The sequence below is a fragment of the Variovorax sp. V35 genome (assembly GCF_041154465.1).
Classification (GTDB): domain Bacteria; phylum Pseudomonadota; class Gammaproteobacteria; order Burkholderiales; family Burkholderiaceae_C; genus Variovorax; species Variovorax boronicumulans.
This window is the reverse complement of record NZ_AP028666.1, coordinates 2,899,486-2,916,928: the sequence shown is the minus strand read 5'-3', so window position 1 is coordinate 2,916,928 and position 17,443 is coordinate 2,899,486. Positions and strand designations below refer to the sequence as shown.

18 protein-coding genes and 1 pseudogene are annotated in these 17,443 nt (G+C 69.6%); 3 read left to right on the top strand and 16 right to left on the bottom strand.

What is annotated here, in order from left to right; genetic code table 11:
* Nucleotides 1-26: 26 nt before the first annotated feature.
* From ACAM42_RS13510 to ACAM42_RS13465, 10 genes and pseudogenes are all read right to left on the bottom strand, one after another.
* A complete protein-coding gene (locus ACAM42_RS13510) occupies nt 27-2,189 on the bottom strand; it encodes a LamG-like jellyroll fold domain-containing protein (protein WP_369632302.1) in 2,163 nt (720 codons plus the stop codon).
* Nucleotides 2,190-2,294: 105 nt separating this feature from the next.
* A complete protein-coding gene (locus tag ACAM42_RS13505; RefSeq protein WP_369632301.1) occupies nt 2,295-3,488 on the bottom strand; it encodes an MFS transporter in 1,194 nt (397 codons plus the stop codon).
* A complete protein-coding gene (gene aroC, locus ACAM42_RS13500; RefSeq protein ID WP_369632300.1) occupies nt 3,488-4,600 on the bottom strand; it encodes a chorismate synthase in 1,113 nt (370 codons plus the stop codon). Before aroC ends, ACAM42_RS13505 begins: the two co-directional genes overlap by 1 nt.
* A 33-nt stretch (nt 4,601-4,633) precedes the next feature.
* On the bottom strand, nt 4,634-4,819 hold the full coding sequence (locus tag ACAM42_RS13495) for a hypothetical protein (protein ID WP_369632299.1): 186 nt from the start codon (nt 4,817-4,819) through the stop codon (nt 4,634-4,636).
* Nucleotides 4,820-4,873: 54 nt separating this feature from the next.
* Nucleotides 4,874-6,469 carry an MFS transporter gene (locus tag ACAM42_RS13490; RefSeq protein WP_369632298.1) on the bottom strand — a complete coding sequence of 532 codons (1,596 nt, stop codon included), beginning with the start codon at nt 6,467-6,469 and terminating at the stop codon, nt 4,874-4,876.
* Complete coding sequence (locus ACAM42_RS13485; protein WP_369632297.1) at nt 6,466-6,834, bottom strand: YciI family protein; 369 nt, start codon at nt 6,832-6,834, stop codon at nt 6,466-6,468. Before ACAM42_RS13485 ends, ACAM42_RS13490 begins: the two co-directional genes overlap by 4 nt.
* Nucleotides 6,831-7,211 carry a YciI family protein gene (locus tag ACAM42_RS13480; protein ID WP_139703818.1) on the bottom strand — a complete coding sequence of 127 codons (381 nt, stop codon included), beginning with the start codon at nt 7,209-7,211 and terminating at the stop codon, nt 6,831-6,833. Before ACAM42_RS13480 ends, ACAM42_RS13485 begins: the two co-directional genes overlap by 4 nt.
* A gap of 72 nt (nt 7,212-7,283) precedes the next feature.
* Nucleotides 7,284-8,558: an RNA polymerase sigma factor gene (locus ACAM42_RS13475; RefSeq protein WP_369632296.1), complete on the bottom strand. Its 1,275-nt coding sequence runs from the start codon at nt 8,556-8,558 to the stop codon at nt 7,284-7,286.
* Nucleotides 8,555-9,037, bottom strand: coding sequence for an SRPBCC domain-containing protein (locus ACAM42_RS13470; protein WP_369632295.1), 483 nt, complete (start codon nt 9,035-9,037; stop codon nt 8,555-8,557). The genes ACAM42_RS13475 and ACAM42_RS13470 overlap by 4 nt, the downstream gene beginning before the upstream one ends.
* Nucleotides 9,038-9,186: 149 nt before the next feature.
* Nucleotides 9,187-9,366, bottom strand: a pseudogene (locus ACAM42_RS13465) (ArsR/SmtB family transcription factor); the annotation flags it as partial.
* Nucleotides 9,367-9,472: 106 nt separating this feature from the next.
* On the opposite strand from ACAM42_RS13465, the gene ACAM42_RS13460 reads away from it, so the two are divergent.
* Both ACAM42_RS13460 and ACAM42_RS13455 read left to right on the top strand, forming a co-directional pair.
* On the top strand, nt 9,473-9,895 hold the full coding sequence (locus ACAM42_RS13460; protein WP_062475795.1) for a cupin domain-containing protein: 423 nt from the start codon (nt 9,473-9,475) through the stop codon (nt 9,893-9,895).
* An 80-nt stretch (nt 9,896-9,975) separates the two neighbouring features.
* Entirely contained in the window at nt 9,976-10,893 is a 918-nt protein-coding gene (locus ACAM42_RS13455) for a DUF2167 domain-containing protein (RefSeq protein ID WP_369632294.1), read from the top strand.
* Nucleotides 10,894-10,917: 24 nt separating this feature from the next.
* Here ACAM42_RS13455 and ACAM42_RS13450 read toward each other — a convergent pair whose 3' ends face one another.
* From ACAM42_RS13450 to ACAM42_RS13425, 6 genes are read right to left on the bottom strand one after another with little or no spacing between them, the layout of a single operon-like run.
* A complete protein-coding gene (locus ACAM42_RS13450; protein WP_369632293.1) occupies nt 10,918-11,718 on the bottom strand; it encodes an enoyl-CoA hydratase/isomerase family protein in 801 nt (266 codons plus the stop codon).
* 1 nt (nt 11,719) lies between these two features.
* Entirely contained in the window at nt 11,720-12,550 is an 831-nt protein-coding gene (locus ACAM42_RS13445) for an SDR family NAD(P)-dependent oxidoreductase (protein WP_070059439.1), read from the bottom strand.
* 37 nt (nt 12,551-12,587) lie between these two features.
* A complete protein-coding gene (locus ACAM42_RS13440; RefSeq protein WP_369632292.1) occupies nt 12,588-13,004 on the bottom strand; it encodes a MaoC family dehydratase in 417 nt (138 codons plus the stop codon).
* Nucleotides 13,005-13,018: 14 nt separating this feature from the next.
* The gene (locus ACAM42_RS13435) at nt 13,019-13,459 is read right to left on the bottom strand and encodes a MaoC family dehydratase N-terminal domain-containing protein (RefSeq protein WP_070059441.1); all 441 of its coding nucleotides are present in this window, start codon (nt 13,457-13,459) and stop codon (nt 13,019-13,021) included.
* A 14-nt stretch (nt 13,460-13,473) separates the two neighbouring features.
* Nucleotides 13,474-14,658, bottom strand: a complete 1,185-nt coding sequence (locus ACAM42_RS13430; RefSeq protein ID WP_159272320.1) for a lipid-transfer protein — start codon at nt 14,656-14,658, stop codon at nt 13,474-13,476.
* 50 nt (nt 14,659-14,708) lie between these two features.
* Nucleotides 14,709-16,268, bottom strand: coding sequence for a long-chain-fatty-acid--CoA ligase (locus tag ACAM42_RS13425; RefSeq protein ID WP_369632291.1), 1,560 nt, complete (start codon nt 16,266-16,268; stop codon nt 14,709-14,711).
* 139 nt (nt 16,269-16,407) lie between these two features.
* On the opposite strand from ACAM42_RS13425, the gene ACAM42_RS13420 reads away from it, so the two are divergent.
* Nucleotides 16,408-17,442 carry an AraC family transcriptional regulator gene (locus ACAM42_RS13420; protein ID WP_369632290.1) on the top strand — a complete coding sequence of 345 codons (1,035 nt, stop codon included), beginning with the start codon at nt 16,408-16,410 and terminating at the stop codon, nt 17,440-17,442.
* The last annotated feature ends 1 nt before the right edge of the window (nt 17,443 follow it).

The window sequence follows — 17,443 nt, the reverse complement described above, 5'->3', positions numbered from 1 at the left end:
CCCGGGCTACCGGCCTCGCAGGGCGGTCAGCCCGCCCTGCGCGCCGTCAGCCACTGCGACGGCGCCAGGGCCGCAGCCACCACGCGCACCTCGCCGATGTGGCCGAAGAAGCCGTCGGCGCGCGCACCGTCCCACGAGCCGCCGCCCACCACCCATTGCGAGGTGGCCCCGACCGAAGCCAGGCCCTGCGCCGCCGCGACGTTGCGCAGCACCGGCGCGCCTTCGACGTACATCGTGGTGTCGTGCGACACCGGGTCGTTGACGATCGCGATGTGCACCCAGCGGTCGGCAATGACCTCGCCCGACCAGTTGGTCTTGGCCCGGGGCGTTCCCGCCGGACTCGGCACGACCTCCCATTGCACTTCGCGCAGGCTCGAGATGGCGAACAGCATCGGTGGTGCCTCGACATCGCCCAGGAAACCAGGCAGGTCCTCGCTGCGACCGTCGCGCGTCATGATGTTCATCCACGCGTGGTCCTTGCTGGTCCAGGCCTTGTCGATCTTCACGAAGGCTTCGACGGTGTAGCCCTGGTCCAGCGTGTGCGCGTTGATCGGCGCTGCCGGGTCGGTGAGGAAATAGCTCATCCGAGGCGGTGGATTCTTGTTGGTGCTGAGGAAGCGCACCGAGCCCGGCGCGGCCGAGAGGCGGTGGCGGTCGTCCGTCCAGATGATGTCGCCGTCGGTGGCATTGCGGATGACGCTCTGGTTCAGGGCATCGCGACGCAGCGGATTGGTCCCCGTCACGTCGGCGATCACGGTGCCCGGCAGCACCGGCTGGTTCACCGCACCGCCGACGAAGCGCCAGTGCGCCAGCGTGTTCGCGACCTTGGGGTAATCCTCCGCATCGGCGGCGGGCCGCTGCACGGTGGCCTCGGCGTCCTTGTAGTTGGCCAGGATCAGCGCCTTCGCCTGCTCGACCAGCGACTGCTCGACCGTGGCCTCGCCCGCGGCAAAGCCCTTGTTGAAGCCGGCGAAGCGCTGCGCGAAATCCATCTCGATGGTGAAGGCCTCGTTGGGCGTGGTGAGCACGGCCTGGTCGAAGGCGTTCAGCGTGGCAGCGGGCTTTTGCGGCACCCAGGGCGAGAACGACAGCACCTTGATCTGCTTGTTCGTCAGGTCGAACTCGTACAGGCGCATCAGGCCGTTGCCGCCCTGGTAGGCCATCTGGTAGTCGACCACCATCTCCTCGACCTTGTGGCCGAAGTCGTTGGTCTTCGTGAGGTGCGCGGCGCCGTGGTGGTGGCCGTTGAGCGTCATGAAGATCTGGTCGTTGTCGCGGATCAGCTTCTCCCACAACATCTTGCCGTAGTCGGTTTCCAGCGGGCTGGTGCCGTCGGGCGCGATGTTGAGCAGCTGGTGGTTGACCAAAATCACGGGCAGCGTCGGGTTCTTCGCGATCACCTGCCGCGCCCACGCGATGCCCGCGTCGGACACGCGCCACGACAGCGACAGCACCATGAACTTCTGGCCCTGCGCCTCGAACACGTGGTACTCGTGGAAGCCGCTGGTGTCGCGAGCGCCGAAGGTGGCCTGCTTCTTTGCGCGCTCGGTGCCGAACCACTGCAGGTAGGGCTCGGCGGCCAGGTTGCGTGCGGCGTCGGTGCCATTGACGGGGTCGACGCCGTAGTCGACGTCGTTCAGCACGTCGTGGTTGCCGGCCAGCACGCTGTAGGGCAGCTTCGCGTCTTCGAGCACCTTCATGGCGGCATCGGCCACCTTCCATTGGTCGGGCTTGCCGACCTGGTCGACCACGTCGCCGAGGTGGATGGTGAAGGGAATATGCAGTGCCTTGGCGTTGGCAGCGATCCACTTCGTCTGCGCCGCGAAGGGCGCACTGCCGAAGCGCTTGTCGTACTGGTCACTCTCGGCAGCGGTGGCGTAGCGCGCGTAGAACTGGGTGTCGGGCATCACGGCCAGCGCGAAGCTCGAACGCTTGCTCACGACGGGTTCTGGCGCGGGCGGGTTGGGCGCCGGTGCGGGAGCGGGCAGCGGGCCGAAGCCTGAGCCGCCACCACCACCGCCACCGCAGGCGGCGATGAGGGCGCTGCTGCCGCCGACGGTGAGCAGGGAGGCGCCGAGCTTGAGCATCTGCCGGCGTTGCGGGACGCGTTCGGTGTCGGGAGCGGAGGGGGAAGAAGACGGGGAAAGCGGAAGCGCGCGTGCGCCGCGCGGATCGACGGAATCGGACATGACAAGAGAAAACGTTGGGAAGCACCCAGCGTAGGTCGCGGCCGTGACTCGGTCATGTACGGCCCATGACACTTCACCCCCGAAGCGCCCTCCCCTGAACCCGGCTCAGGCCTTGGCCGCGCGCCCCGACGGTTCGAGCACCACCATCCGCCACGCGCACAGCGTCCCCGCCACCGCCAGCAGCGCCGCCAGCGCGAACATCGTGCGATACCCCAGCTCCTGCGCCACCGCCCCGCCGAGCAGCACGCCCAGCACGCCGCCGAAGCCGTAGCCGATCACCGTGAACAGCGCCTGCCCGCGTCCGCGCAGGTGGCCGGGGAAGCGGCGCGACACCACGGCGATGCAGGCCGTGTGGTGCGCCGCGAAGCTCAGCGCATGCAGCCACTGCGCGATGACCAGCGCCGCGACGAAGCCGCCGAGCCCGGCCGTGAGGCCGAGCCGCGCCACGCCGGCGATGCCGCACACCAGCATCCATCGCGGCATCGGCAACAGGCCGATGAGCCGGCCCTGCAGGAAGAACCAGACGATCTCGGCCACCACCGACAGCGCCCACAAGAGGCCGATGGTGCTCTTGCCGTAGCCGATCGAATCGAGGTACAGCGAGAAGAACGCGTACACCGAGAAGTGCGACATCACCTGGAAGAACAGCGACGCGAAGAACCATCGCACGGCAGGGATGCGCAGCACGGGGCCGATGGGCTCCTTCACGGCGTCGTGCGCGGCCGGCGGCTCGCGCAGGTCGGGCAGCTTCATCGTCGCGAGCAGCACCACGGCCAGCGTGCCGGCGGCCCAGTACGGAAAGTGCTTCATGCCGAAGCGCTCGAACCACTCGCCCGCGACGAACACGGTGACCAGGAAGCCGGCCGAGCCGCACAGGCGGATGCGTCCGTAGCGCCCCCAGTCGCCCGCGACGATCTGCGCCATGGCCGCTTCGGTGAGCGACATCATCGAGCTGGTGTGCGTGAACATCACGAGCAGCACCAGCGCGAGCCACCAGGCGCCGCCGTGCCACCACAGGCCGAAGGAGCTGGCCAGCGCCACCGCGGCGCTGAAGCGCAGCAGCTTCACGCGCTGGCCGGTGTGGTCGCTGAGCGCGCCCCAGGCATAGGGCGCGAAGACGCGCGTGATCGATTGCACCGAGGCGAGCAGGCTGATCGTGAAGATCGGCAGGCCCAGGTCCTTGAGCCACAGCGGCAGGTACGGATTGAAGAAACCGATGTGCGCGAAGTAACTGGCCGACAGGCCAGCGAATGCCAACAGGTGGCCGCGCCCCGCGGCCACAGGTGGCGGCGTCGACACTACAGGAAGGACGACTGCGGCGACGCAGCTTCGGTCTTCTCGACGGGCGGGTTCACGTCGCCGCACTGCGCGCGATTGCGCAGCACGTGTTCCATCACCACCAGCGCGAGCATGGCTTCGGCGATGGGCGTGGCGCGGATGCCCACGCAGGGGTCGTGGCGGCCCTTGGTGATGACTTCGACGGGGTTGTTGTGGATGTCGATGGACTGGCGCGGGCTGATGATCGAGCTGGTGGGCTTGATCGCGATGCTCACCTCGAGGTCCTGCCCCGAGCTGATACCGCCCAGGATGCCGCCCGCGTTGTTGCTGAGGAAACCCGTCGGCGTGATCGAGTCGCCGTGCGTGGTGCCGCGCTGCGTGACGCTGTCGAAGCCGGCGCCGATTTCCACGGCCTTCACGGCGTTGATGCCCATCATGGCGTAGGCGATCTCGGCGTCGAGCTTGTCGAACAGCGGCTCGCCCAGGCCCACGGGCACGTTGGTGGCGGTGACGCGGATGCGCGCGCCGCACGAATCGCCGGCCTTGCGCAGGCGGTCCATGTAGTCCTCCAGCGCGCTCACGTCGGCGATGGGGGCGAAGAAGGGGTTGTTCGGGACGTGGTCCCAGCTCTCGAAGGGAATGGCGATCTCGCCGATCTGCGTCATGCAGCCGCGGAACACCATCCCGTATTTTTCGGCCAGCCATTTCTTGGCGACGGCGCCGGCGGCCACCATGGGTGCGGTGAGGCGTGCCGAGGAGCGCCCGCCGCCACGCGGATCGCGGATGCCGTATTTCTTCCAGTAGGTGAAGTCGGCGTGGCCGGGGCGGAACTGCTGGGCGATCTGCCCGTAGTCCTTGCTGCGCTGGTCGGTGTTCTGGATCAGCAGCGCAATGGGCGTGCCGGTGGTCTTGCCCTCGTACACGCCGGACAGGATCTGCACCGCGTCGGGCTCGTTGCGCTGGGTGACGTGGCGGCTGGTGCCGGGGCGCCGGCGGTCGAGGTCGCCCTGGATGTCGGCCTCGCTCAGGGCCATGCCCGGGGGGCAGCCGTCGATCACGCAGCCGATGGCCGGGCCGTGCGACTCGCCGAAATTGGTGACCGCGAAGAGAGTTCCGAAGGTGTTGCCGCTCATGCCGGGGATTATCCCCACAAAGCAGCAGCCGACTCAGTCGGTGGTGTTTTCCATGCGCTTGGTGAGCGCGCCGAGCTGCAGCTCGATGCTGAACAGCCGCTCGTTCAGCACCGCCGTCTGCAGCCGGATCGCCTCGACGATGGCCTTGGTCTGCGGGTCGGAGGTGCTGTCGGACAGTTCCGCCAGGTCATGCAGCTTCTTGCGCAGTTCGTTGCTCATGGGGCCTCCGTTCGGTCGTGGGATGCGTCGTGGAAGCCCCAGTATGGAGGCTCGTCAACGCTCCGGCAATGCGGCGCCGCCCGGGGGTACGGCGCCCTCTTCCTGCGCGCCGTGCGCCGGGGCCGTGCCCACGCTGCGCAGGCGCACGGCCACCAGCACGCCGACGAACAGCAGCACCACGGCGCACAGGCCGGCCACCAGCCGCAGGGCGCGCAGCAGCGCCTCGCGCCCTGCGTCGAGCAGCGCGGCGCCGGTGGTACCGGGCAGTTCCCCGGCCAGCGCGACCGCCCCGCCCAGCGTGCTGCGGGCGGCTTCGACCGCCGCCGCACCGGCCAGGCCGGCGGGTACGGCATCGGCCATGGTCGCGCGGTAGATCGCCGCGCCGACGCTGCCGAGGATGGCGATGCCCAGCGCCCCGCCGAACTCGGAGCTGGTCTCCGAGATGGCCGAGGCCACGCCCGCGCGCTCGGGCGGTGCGCTGCCCACGACCAGGTCGGTGGCCAGGGTGAACACCGGCGCCAGGCCGAGCGAAGAGATGACCGCGCTCGTCACCATCCATGCCAGCCCGCCCTGCGCCGGCAGCAGCACCAGCATGCCGAAGCCCAGCGCCGCCACGCCCAGACCGCCGCCCATCACGTAGGCCGGGCACAGACGCCGCGTGAGCGCGGGCACGATCATCGAGCCGACGATGAAGGCGCCGGCGCCCGGCATGCTCCACAGGCCCGCCGCCAGCGGCGGCAGGCCGAGCACCAGCTGCAGGTACTGGGCGTTGTACAGAAAGAGCCCGAACATCACGAAGCAGGCCAGCATGTAGGCCCCCAGCGAGACGCTGAAGGCCGGCAGCTTGAACAGGCGCAGGTCGATCATCGGGTTGGCCAGCCGCCCCTGCCGGCGCGCGAACAGCCAGCCCAGCAGCGCGCCGACCGCGATGGCCAGCAGCGACACCGCGTCGGGCCCGTGCTCGGCCACCTGCTTGATGCCGTAGATGGCCGCCAGCACCGCGCCCAGCGAGAGCGCCACGCTGGCCAGGTCGAGCGCGCCCGCGTCGGGGTCGCGGTACTCGGGCAGCAGCCAGGGGCCGAGCGCCAGCAGCAGCACCATCACCGGCACGCCGATGAGGAACACCGAACCCCACGGAAAGAACTGCAGCAGCACGCCGCCCAGCACCGGACCGATGACGGCGCCGGCCGAGTAGCTGGAGATCCACACGCCGATGGCCACGGTGCGCTGCGCCGGGTCGAGGAACATGTTGCGGATCAGCGAGAGCGTCGACGGCGCCAGCGTCGCCCCCGCCACGCCCAGCAGCGCGCGCGTGGCGATCAGCATGTTGGCGCTGGTCGAGAAGGCCGCGAGCACCGAGGCCACGCCGAACGCCACCGCGCCGATCAGCAGCAGCCGGCGCCGCCCGATGCGGTCGCCCAGCGTGCCCATGGTGACCAGCAGGCCGGCCACGAAGAAGCCGTAGATGTCGACGATCCACAGCAGCTGCGAGGCGGTGGGCTTGAGGTCTTCGCTGATCGACGGGATCGCCAGGTTCAGCACCGTGAGGTCCATCGAATAGAGCATGCACGGCAGCGCGATGACCGCCAGCCCGGTCCATTCGCGCGCCGTGGCGCGGGCGGGCGCCGCCCGGTCGAGTGCGCCGCTCATGGGCCGGCTCCGCTGTCGCTTGCCGACCAGGCCTTGCGCACCTCGATGCTGCTCAAGCGCGCCGAGGGAATGCCGGCCGCAAGCTGCAGCGCTTCTTCTTCGCTGTCGGCCTCGACCAGGTAGAAGCCGCCCAGCTGCTCGCTGGTTTCGGCGAACGGCCCGTCGGTGACCGAGAGCTTGCCGTTGCGCATGCGCACCGTGACCGCCGTGCCGGCCGGCTGCAGCGCCTCGGCCACGACGAGCTTGCCGAGCGCCTGCAGATGGGCGTCGTAGTCGATGTGTTCGTTGATGTAGTGGTCCATGTCCTGCGCCGAGAAGTGGCTCGTCTGCGCGTCGGTTCCGTAGATCAGGCAAAGGTATCTCATGCGGCATTCCCCTCGGGGTTTTCGATCATTTCCATGACGTCGATGGGACGCACCTCGATGGCGCCGTAGCGCGCCATCGGAATGCGGCCCGCCAGCTGGATCGCGGCGTTCAGGTCGCGCGCCTCGACCAGGATGAAGCCGCACAGCTGCTCGCGGGCTTCGGCATAGGGGCCGTCGACGTGCGAGCGTTGGCCCTGGCGCACCTGCACCACCTTGGCGGCGCGCACCGGGCTCAGCGCCTCGGCGGCGATGAAGTGGCCGGCGGCTTCGAGCAGGCGGTCGTAGGCCATCGAGTCGGCATTGAGCGCACGGCGCTCGTCGGGCGGCAGCGCGCGAAGCACCGCTTCGTCGCAATGAACGAGGCAGAGGTATTTCATGCGGAATCTCCTTGCAGATGTGAGTGAGGACATCACTGGTCGAACGGCGACGGCCGGAATCGACAAGGGCTGTCAAAAATTTTTCGTGTCCGGCAGTGAGGCCAGCTGCCGCTCCAGGAATTGCCGCTCGGGCTGCTGGCGGACCAGCGACAGCGCCTGCAGATAAGCCTCACGCGCGTCATCGGTGCGGCCCAGGCGCCGGCACAGTTCGGCGCGCGCGCCGTGCGCCAGGTGGTAGCGGGCCAGCTCGCCGCGCGCGAGCAGCGCGTCGATGAGCGCGAGCCCCGCAGCCGGCCCGTCGCGCATCGCCACGGCCGCCGCGCGGTTGAGCTCGGCCACGGGCGAGGGGTCGAGCCGCAGCAGCACGTCGTACAAGCCGACGATCTGCGGCCAGTCCGTGTCGACGGCCTCGGGCGCTTCGGCATGCACTGCGGCAATGGCGGCCTGCAAGGTGTACGGACCGAAGCGGCGCGACAGCAGCGCGCGCTCGACCAGCGCCGCGCCCTCCCCGATCTGCCCGCGGTGCCACAGGCTGCGGTCCTGCGCGTCGAGCAGCACGAGTTCGCCCCGCGCCGAGGTGCGCGCGGCACGGCGCGCGTCGTGCAGCAGCATCAGCGCGAGCAGGCCCAGCGCCTCGGGGTCGGGCAGCAGTTCGGCCACCAAGCGCCCGAGCCGGATCGCCTCGGCCGAGAGGTCGGCGCGCGTCACGCTCTGGCCCGACGAAGCCGCGTAGCCTTCGTTGAACACGAGGTACACCACGCGCAGCACGGCGTCGAGCCGTTCGGGCAGCTCGGCCAGGCCCGGCACCTGGTAGGGAATGCCGGCGTCGCGGATGCGCGTCTTGGCCCGCACGATGCGCTGCGCGATGGTGGGCGCGGGCACGAGGAAGGCGCGCGCGATCTCCTCGGTCGCCAGCCCGCAGACCTCGCGCAGCGTGAGCGCCACCTGGGCGTCGGGCGCGAGCGCGGGATGGCAGCAGGTGAAGACCAGGCGCAGGCGGTCGTCCTCGAGCGCGTCGACATCGGGGTCGGCCTCGTGCCAGGCGGGCGCGGGGTCGGCCAGCGTGTCGGTGTGGGCGGTGGCCTCGTCCCACGCGGTGAAGCGCGCCTGCCGGCGCAGGCCGTCGATCGATTTGAAGCGACCCGCCGACACCAGCCAGGCGCGCGGATTGGCCGGCACGCCTTCGCGCGGCCATTGTTCGAGCGCGGCGCGAAAGGCGTCGTGCAAGGCTTCTTCGGCCAGGTCGAAATCGCCCAGCAGCCGCACCAGCGTGGCGAAGATGCGGCGCGACTCGGTGCGGTAGATCGCGTCGAGCGTGTCGGCGATGGCCGTCGGTTGTGCCGTCACCCGGTGTCGCCGGCGAGCAACCAACTCTCGAGCTTGACGAGGGAGCCGGTCCAGCCATGGTTGTGGCCGTCGCGCGCCGCTTCGTCGAAGAACTGCTGGTGCATGAGCACGAGCTCGCAGCCGCCCGCGTCGGGCTCGAGCTGCACGGTGACGCGCGACTCGCGCTCGGGTGTGCTGCGCCAGGCCCAACTGAAGACCAGCCGGCGCTCGGGCACGACCTCCAGGTACGTGCCGCTCACGTCGTGCGTCTCGCCGTCGGCCGCCAACATGGTCACGCGAAAGCGCCCGCCCACGCGCAGGTCGACCTCGGCCAGCGGCACGTCGACGATCTCCTCGGGGCCGAACCAGTGCTTCAACGCTTGCGGGTCGGTCCACGCGCGCCAGACTTTGGCGGGGCTGACGCGGAAGTGCCGGCGGAGCGTGAGCGAGGGGCGATCGGTGCCGGGGCCGGCGGTGGGGCCGGGGGAAGGTTTCGCCATTCGGTGTCCTCCTGGTGGTAGAGAAAGCGCGCCAGGGCATCGAGGCGGCCGGTCCAGAACTTCTCGTAGCGCGAGAGCCACACGGCGGCCTCCTGCATCGGGCCCGGCGACAGCTCGCAGCGCACGACGCGGCCCGCCTTCGTGCGCGAGATGAGGCCGGCGCCTTCGAGCACGCGCAGGTGCTTCATGAAGCCGGTCAGCGACATGCCGTGCGGTTCGGCAAGCTCGGTCACGCTGAGGCCGCCCTCACCCAACGCTTCGAGCACGCTGCGGCGGGTCGGGTCGGACAGGGCCGCAAACACGGCGTCCAGGGCATCTGAGTGAACCATGCGGTTGAGTATCTGGAGCGGCCCGTGAGCCGTCAAGCAATGGGCCGTGCGCAGGAACGGTTTATGCATGCTGCATCGCAGCATCATCCCCCGCGAAGGAGCGCCCATGCTGGACCGAACCGCCACCCAGTTCTCCCACGTCAAGCCCGGTGACACCGAGTACGTCTCGGGCGGATTGCGAGACTTCTTCCTGTACCGCGACCTCGGCATTGCGGCCGCCACGCACGGCAAGGTGATCGCGCACCTGGTCAAGGCCAACATGGCACCGGAAGCGGGCACCGGCTGGCACCGCCACGAGGCGGACTTCCAGATCGTCATCATGCTCAAGGGCTGGGCGCGCTTCATGTACGAGGACAAGGAGACACGCGTCGAGGCCGGCGACGTGGTGCACCAGCGCCCGGGCATCCGCCACTTTCTCTTCGACTACTCGCCCGACATGGAGTACCTGGAAATCGTCTCGCCGGCCGACTTCAAGAGCATCGACGTCGAGCCGGTGTGCGAAATTCCGCCGCCCACGCCCTGGCCCTGAAACCCACGGCCAGCGCGGCTTCGCGCGCCGATAAACTCCTCGCGTCTCACCAGAAACGACAACAACCGAGGAGAGAGAACTTGCGTATTCATACTGCCCGCCTGACGGCCGGCTTGCTGTTCGCGTGCGCCCTGACGGCCACCCACCTCAGCAACGCCGCATCCCCCACCACCGCTTCCACAGCCTCGACCGCGAGCTCGCTCGAAGCCGAGCAGGAAGCCGCCTTCAAGGCCGCCAAGGCCGTGCAGAAAGCCGGCCCCGCCGACATCACGCTGCGCGACCAGGCCCACCTGAAGCTGCCCGCCGGCTACGTCTGGGTGCCGACGCCCGCCGCCGCGCAGCTCATGCGCAGCATGGGCAACCGCACCGACGACACCTTCATCGGCGCGATCTTCCCCGCCGACGACGGCGACTGGATGGCGGTCGTGAAGTTCGTGAAAGAGGGTTACATCAAGGACGACGACGCCAAGGACTGGAACGCCGACGAACTGCTCACGAGCCTGAAGGAAGGCACCGAGGCCGCGAACGAGGAACGCGCCAAGCGCGGCATCCCGGGCATCGAGGTCACGGGCTGGGCGCAGAAGCCGCAGTACGACGCCGCGACGCACCGGCTGGTGTGGTCGGCCCTGTCGAAGAAGAAGGGCAGCGACGGCGGCAACCCCGGCGTCAACTACAACACCTACGCGCTGGGCCGCGAGGGCTACCTGAGCCTGAACCTCATCACCAACGCGAACGACCTCGAGAAGTACAAGCCCGACGCCACCCAACTGCTCGGCGCGCTGCAGTACGACGACGGCAAGAAGTACGCGGACTTCAATGCGTCCACCGACAAGGTCGCCGCCTACGGCCTGGCCGCGCTGGTGGCCGGCGCGGCCGCGAAGAAGCTGGGCCTGTTCGCGGTCGCCCTCGCCTTCCTGGCCAAGTTCGCGAAGGTCGCCGTGGTGGCGGGCGGCGCGGCGCTGTGGGGCCTCACGAAGCTCTTCAAGAAGAAGAGCTGAGCCTGTATCAGCAGCCCGCCGCGCTCAGCGGCCCGAGAAGCGCGGCGCACGCTTCTCGGTGAAGGCCTTCACGCCTTCGCGCCCATCCGCGCTGCCCGCGCGTCGGCGCAGCAGGCGGTGCTCCATCTCGAAGTGTTCCTCGATCGGGCGCGCGGTGGCACCGCCGCACAGCGCCTTGATGCCTGCGAACGATGCGGTGGCACCGTTCGCCAGCCGCGTCACCAGCGCTTCGGCGGCCGCCGCCAGTTCGGCGTCCGGGTACAGCGCATCGACCGCACCCGCCGCCAGGCAGCGCGCGCCATCGATCGGGTCGCTCAGCATCAGCCATTGCTGCGCGCGCACCGGCCCGATGCGCCGCGACAGGAAATACGAGCTCCCCGCGTCCGGCGACAGCCCGATGGCCGCATAGCCCGTGCGCAGCTTCATCGACTCGGTGGCGAGCACGAAGTCGCCGCACAGCGCCAGCCCCACGCCGGCACCGCCGACCGTGCCGTTCACCGCTACCACCAGCGGCGCCGGGTTTTGCGCCAGCCGCAGCAGCGCGGGATGCAGCCGGTCGAGGATGGCGTCGACCAGTTCGGGCAGCTTCTCGCCCGCCGCCACGAAACTGTCGATGTCGCCGCCCGCGCAGAACACGCGGCCCTCGCCTGTCAGCAGGATGGCGCGCGGTGCCGCTTCGAGCACTTCGTCGATGGCCCGCGCCAGCGCGTGGCTGCTTGCGAGCGACACCGAGTTGGCGCGTTCGGGCCGCTTCAGCACGATGCGCCCGACGCCGTCCTGCACGCCCCAGGCAATGCCTTCTTCTTCGAATTGCGTGCCGGCCATCTCAGATCCCCGTCAGCCCGCCGGTGCACATGAGCGTCTGGCCGCTCACGTAGTCCGACTCGGGCGCGCACAGCAGGTACACCGCGCCGGCCGCCTCTTCGGGCGTGCCGCCGCGGCCCAGCGGGATCGACTGTTCCATCATCGCCAGCAGGCCGGGGTTGACGCCGACCTTGATCTCGCGCCCTTCGATGTTCGCCGTGGTGGCCTCGGCCGTGCTGGCCGTGAGCCGCGTCTGGATGAAGCCGAAGGCCACGCAGTTCACCGTGACGTTCATGCGGCCCCACTCCTTGGCCAGCGTCTGCGTCATGCCGACGATGCCGGCCTTGGCGGTCGAATAGTTGGCCTGCCCCGCATTGCCGAAGAGCCCGGCCACCGACGAGATGTTGACCACCTTGCGCACCACGCGCCGGCCCGCTTCGCCCTCGGTTTTCGCCAGCGCACGGATCACGGGCTGTGCGGCGCGCAGGATGCGAAACGGCGCCGTCAGGTGCACGTCGATCATGGCGTACCACTGCTCGTCGGTCATCTTCTGCACCACGCTGTCCCAGGTGTAGCCGGCGTTGTTGACGATGATGTCCAGGCCCTTGAACTCGTTCACCGCCGTGCCCACGAAGCGCTCGGCGAAGTCCGGCGCCGACACGCTGCCGACGCAGGCCACGGCCTGGCCGCCCGCGGCGCGGATGGCCTGCACGGTCTCCTCGGCCGGTGCGGCGTCGAGGTCGTTGACGACGACGCGCGCGCCTTCGCTGGCGAGCTTCAGGGCGATCGCGCGGCCGATGCCGCGGCCCGAGCCGGTGATGAGGGCGACCTTGCCTTCGAGTTTGGGTGTCATGTCTCTTCTCTCTTCTTTCATTCGTTCGTTCAAGGGGTCAGCGCAGCGCCACGAGCGCCTCGCCCGCGAGGCGCGTCTGGCCGTGCTGGTTGGCGCTGAGCACTTCCACGCGCACGCAGCGCTCGCCGTTGTGTTCCAGCTTCTCGACCACGCGGCCGGTGCAGCGCACGGCATGGCCCAGGTGCGTGATGCCCTGGAAGCGCACGTCGAAGCGGCGCAGCTGCGCCTGCGGCACCCACTGCGTGAGCAGCCGGCCGAGCCAGGCCATGCCCAGCATGCCCTGCGCGAACACGTCGGGCATGCCGGCCTTGCGCGCGAAGTCGGTGTCGATGTGGATCGGGTTGTGGTCGCCGGAAGCGCCCGCGAAGAGCGCGAGCGTGGTGCGATTCACCGGCGGGAGTTGCAGCGCGGGAAGTTCGTCGCCGACCTGGACGGTGTCGTAGCGGAGGGTCATCGCTCGTTCTTTCTTCAGTGGCGGCAGACGATCACCGTGCGCAGCTCGGCCACGAGTTCGTCGCGCTGGTTGGTGGCGCGCGAGGTCTTCACGACGAATTCGAGCGCGCCGTTCTTCTTGTCGTAGATGTCGCTGATGGTGGAACGCACCGTCACCGTGTCGCCCACGCAGGCGGGGCGGTGGTAGCTGAAGCTCTGTTCGCCGTGCAGCAGCTTCGACAACGGAATCTGCAGGTCGGTCAGCAGCTGGTCCGAGGCACCCGAGTCCAGCTCGGCGGCGAACAGGAAGGTGGGCGGTGCGGGCAGGTCGGGGTAGCCTGCATCGCGCGCGGCGGCGGCATCGGTGTAGACCGGGTCGGTCTCGCCGATGGCCTTGGCGAAGAACTGCAGCCGGCTGCGCTCGATGGGCAGCACCGAGGCGGGCAGTTCGTGGCCGATCCATTTCTTGTCGATCATGGGTGGCCCTGCCCTCAGACGCGTTCGTACAGCGTGACCACGCAGGCGCCGCCCAACCCGAGGTTGTGCTGCAGCGCCATCCGCGCGCCTTCCACCTGGCGCTTCTCGGCCGTGCCGCGCAGCTGCTGGACCAGCTCCGTGCATTGCGCGAGCCCCGTCGCGCCGAGCGGGTGGCCCTTCGACAGCAGGCCGCCCGACGGATTCGTGACGACCTTGCCGCCGTAGGTGTTGTCGCCATCGACCACGAACTTCTCCGCACCGCCGACGGGGCACAGGCCCAGCGCTTCGTAGCTGATGAGTTCGTTGTGCGCAAAGCAGTCGTGCAGCTCGACCACGTCGATGTCCTGCGGGCCGACACCGGCCGCGTCATACACCTTCTGCGCGGCCTCCTGCGCCATGCTGAAGCCGACCACCTCGCGCATGTCACGTGCCTCGAAGGTGATGGCGCGGTCGGTGGTCATGGCCTGGGCCTTGATGCGCACGCTGCGGTCCAGCCCGTGGCGCTCGGCGAAGCGCGGCGAGCAGACGATGGCGGCTGCGGCGCCACAGGTCGGCGGGCAGGCCATGAGCCGCGTCATCACGCCCGGCCACATCACGGGCGCGGCCATCACCTCGTCTTCGGTGACGACGGTGCGGAACAGCGCCACCGGGTTGTTCGACGCATGGCGGCTGGCCTTGGCGCGGATCTTCGCGAAGGTCGACATCTGCGTGCCGTACTGCTGCATGTGCGCCAGGCCCGCGCCGCCGAAGTAGCGCAGCGCCAGCGGCACCTGCTCGTTGCCAACCAGCTCGTCGGTGATCGACTCGAAGTGATCGAACGGACTCGGGCGGTCGTTGAACACCGCGCCCAGCGCGCCGGGGCTCATGTGCTCGAAGCCCAGCGCCAGCACGCAGTCGGCCGCGCCGCTGGCCACGGCCTGGCGCGCGAGGAACAGCGCGGTCGAGCCGGTGGAGCAGTTGTTGTTGACGTTGACGACCGGGATGCCGGTCATGCCCACTTCGTACAGCGCGCGCTGGCCGGCGGTCGAATCGCCGTACACGTAGCCGACGTAGGCCTGCTGCACCAGCTCGTAGCCGATGCCGGCGTCCTTCAATGCGGCGTTGGTCGCATGCGCAGCCATCTGCGGGTAGGGCTGGTTCGCGCCCGGCTTGGTGAAGGGGATCATGCCGACACCGACGACGTGGACATCCTGGCTCATGAGGGGCTCCTGAAATGAATGAACGAGTGAAAGAGAAAGAGGCACAGGGCTCAGGCTACGCTTCGTTGGCGCCCTTGCCAAAACGGTTCGCGCAGGCGGGTCTTGAGCACCTTGCCCGCACCCGACAGCGGCAGCGCCTCGACCACCGCCACGCTGCGCGGGCATTTGTAGTTCGCAATCAGCGCCTTGCAATGCGCAATGAGCGCCTCGTCCGCCAGCTGCTGGCCCGGCTTGAGCACGAGCACCGCATGCACGGCCTCGCCCCACTCCTCGCTGGGGATGCCGATGACCGCGCAGGCCGCCACGGCCGGGTGCTGGTTGATGGCGTTCTCGACCTCGGCCGAATAGATGTTCTCGCCGCCGCTGATGATCATGTCCTTCAGGCGGTCGACCACGAAGATGTAGCCGTCGTCGTCCATCCAGGCGCCGTCGCCCGTGTGCATCCAGCCGCCGCGCACGGCCGCGGCCGTCTGCGCGGGCTGGTTCCAGTAGCCCTGCATCACGTTGGGCCCGCGCACCGCGACTTCGCCCACCGTGCCGCGGGGCACCTCGAGGCCCTCGCCGTCGACGATGCGCACCTCGGTGCAGTAGCTGGCACGGCCGGCCGAGCGCAGCTTGCCCCGCCGCTGGCCTTCGGCCGTGTGGTTGCGCGCCGGGTTGACGGTGGCCAGCGGCGACAGCTCGGTCATGCCGTAGGCCTGCACGAAGTCCACGCCCGGGAAAGCCGCCATCGCGCGGGTCAGCACCGCCTCCGAGATCGGCGAGGCGCCGTAGGTGATGCACTTCAGGCTGCTGAGGTCGTGCGGCTCGCGCATCGCCGGATGGTCGACCAGCATCTGGATCATGGTGGGCACCAGCAGCGCGTGCGTGACGCGGTCTTGCTCGATGGCGTTCAGCACCGCTTCAGGGCTGAAGGCCGGAATGATCGCGTGCGTGTTGCCCTCGAGCCAGTGCGGCGCGGCCAGGCCCATGTCGGCCAGATGGAACATCGGCGCGGCATGCAGGTAGCAGCCCTCGGGCGAGGCCAGGCCCTCGGCATGCAGGGCCAGCCCCGAGCTGCCCATGTTGGTGTGGCTCAGCATCACGCCCTTGGGAAAGCCCGTGGTGCCGCCGGTGTAGAAGATGCCGGCCAGATCGTCGTCGCAGCGGCCGGCGTCGGGCACGGGCGAAGCGGCCTCCAGCAGCGCCTCGTAGCCGAGCATGCCGGGCGGCGTCGGGCCGTCGCCGCAGTAGATCACCTCGCGCAGGCTGGTCGCCTGCCCGCGCATCTGCTCGACCACCGCGCGGAAGGTGTCGTCCACCAGCAGCAGCGTGGAGCCCGAGTCGTCCAGCGAGTACAGAATTTCGGCCGCCGACCAGCGGATGTTGCAGGGGTTGAGCACGCCGCCGCCCCAGGGCACGGCCATCTGGTATTCGAGGTAGCGCGCGGAGTTGAGCGCCAGCATGGCGACGCGGTCGCCCTGCTGCATGCCGAGCCCCTGCAGGGCGCCCGCCAGGCGCGCGACGCGCTCGGCATACGCACGAAAGCTCAGGGTACGGCCGGAAGCGCGCACGGCGATCCGGTCGGGGTGCTGCTGCACGCTGCGGTGCAGCGACTGGGTCTGGTACATGGCGGTTGTCTCCGTTCGGTTCTTGTGTAGGCGCATGGTAGAAACCGCGCCGTGCCGCGGCGATTGCGCATCGCATCGCCCGCATGGCAGAAAACCTCAATCGACACCCGCGCCGCCACCGGGTCTGATCCGCTCACGCATGCTGCAACCGCCCGTCACCATTCCGATCGTGTTCGTCCAGGGCATGCTCTCGGGCGTGCGCGCGCGCGGCGACAACGCGCCCATCTGCATCGACACCGCGCTGCAGGACGCCGGCATCGCCCCCACCCTGCTCGACGCGCCGGGCGCGCGCGTCACGGCCGAGCAGTACGTGGCGCTGTTCGCGCTGCTGATGGAACGGCTGGACGACGAGGCCCTGTGCTTCCTGTCGCGCCGCCTGCGCCGGGGCAGCTTCGCGCTCATGACGCGCGCCACGCTGGGCGCGCCCACGCTCGAGGTGGCGCTGCGGCGCGTGGCCCGCGCCTTCAGCCTGCTGCAGGACGACCTCGAGATGGTGCTGCTGCGCGAAGGGCCACTTGCGGGCTTCGGCCTGCGGGTGCAGCAGCTGCCGCGCACGCCGCTGAACTTTTTGCACGAGCTGATGCTGCGCGTGTACTGGCGGCTCTTCGCCTGGCTGCACGGCGGGCGGCTGACGGCGCGCCGCTTCGACTTCGGCTTTGCGCAGCCGCCCTACGCAGCCGGCTACACCAAGGTGTTTCCCGCCCCGCTGCAGTTCGGCCAGCCGCTGTCGGCCGTGTGGTTCGACGCCAGCGCGCTGGCCACGCCGATCCACCGCGACGCGCGGGCCATGCGCGACTTCCTGGCGGCCGCGCCGGCCCACGTGATCCTGCCGCCGCTGGGCGAGCTGGCCGTGAGCGCGCGCGTGCGCACCGTGCTCCAACAGCACCGCCCGGCCTGGGCCGATCTGGCCACGGCCGCGCGCAGCCTGCACATGTCGGTGAGCACGCTGCAGCGCCACCTGGCCACCGAGGGCACCTCGTTCCAGTCGCTCAAGGACCAGCTGCGGCGCGACGTGGCCATCGTGCGCCTGAACACCAGCACCGTGCCGCTGGCGGCACTGGCCGAGGAGCTGGGCTTTTCGGACAGCGCGGCATTCCAGCGCGCCTTCAAGACCTGGACCGGCGGGGCGCCGGGGTCGTACCGCCGGCGGCCCGGGCCAGACCCTGAAGCCTGAA

Bases quoted from the DNA above. Each gene is read 5' to 3' on its own strand.
- ACAM42_RS13420 (WP_369632290.1), top strand. From the start codon at position 16,408: ATGCTGCAACCGCCCGTCACCATTCCGATCGTGTTCGTCCAGGGCATG.
- ACAM42_RS13485 (WP_369632297.1), bottom strand. From the start codon at position 6,834: ATGAGATACCTTTGCCTGATCTACGGAACCGACGCGCAGACGAGCCAC.
- ACAM42_RS13450 (WP_369632293.1), bottom strand. From the start codon at position 11,718: ATGGCCGGCACGCAATTCGAAGAAGAAGGCATTGCCTGGGGCGTGCAG.
- ACAM42_RS13480 (WP_139703818.1), bottom strand. From the start codon at position 7,211: ATGAAATACCTCTGCCTCGTTCATTGCGACGAAGCGGTGCTTCGCGCG.
- ACAM42_RS13435 (WP_070059441.1), bottom strand. From the start codon at position 13,459: ATGATCGACAAGAAATGGATCGGCCACGAACTGCCCGCCTCGGTGCTG.
- ACAM42_RS13445 (WP_070059439.1), bottom strand. From the start codon at position 12,550: ATGACACCCAAACTCGAAGGCAAGGTCGCCCTCATCACCGGCTCGGGC.
- ACAM42_RS13510 (WP_369632302.1), bottom strand. From the start codon at position 2,189: ATGTCCGATTCCGTCGATCCGCGCGGCGCACGCGCGCTTCCGCTTTCC.
- ACAM42_RS13495 (WP_369632299.1), bottom strand. From the start codon at position 4,819: ATGAGCAACGAACTGCGCAAGAAGCTGCATGACCTGGCGGAACTGTCC.
- ACAM42_RS13430 (WP_159272320.1), bottom strand. From the start codon at position 14,658: ATGAGCCAGGATGTCCACGTCGTCGGTGTCGGCATGATCCCCTTCACC.
- ACAM42_RS13425 (WP_369632291.1), bottom strand. From the start codon at position 16,268: ATGTACCAGACCCAGTCGCTGCACCGCAGCGTGCAGCAGCACCCCGAC.
- ACAM42_RS13470 (WP_369632295.1), bottom strand. From the start codon at position 9,037: ATGGCGAAACCTTCCCCCGGCCCCACCGCCGGCCCCGGCACCGATCGC.
- ACAM42_RS13490 (WP_369632298.1), bottom strand. From the start codon at position 6,469: ATGAGCGGCGCACTCGACCGGGCGGCGCCCGCCCGCGCCACGGCGCGC.
- ACAM42_RS13460 (WP_062475795.1), top strand. From the start codon at position 9,473: ATGCTGGACCGAACCGCCACCCAGTTCTCCCACGTCAAGCCCGGTGAC.
- aroC (WP_369632300.1), bottom strand. From the start codon at position 4,600: ATGAGCGGCAACACCTTCGGAACTCTCTTCGCGGTCACCAATTTCGGC.
- ACAM42_RS13440 (WP_369632292.1), bottom strand. From the start codon at position 13,004: ATGACCCTCCGCTACGACACCGTCCAGGTCGGCGACGAACTTCCCGCG.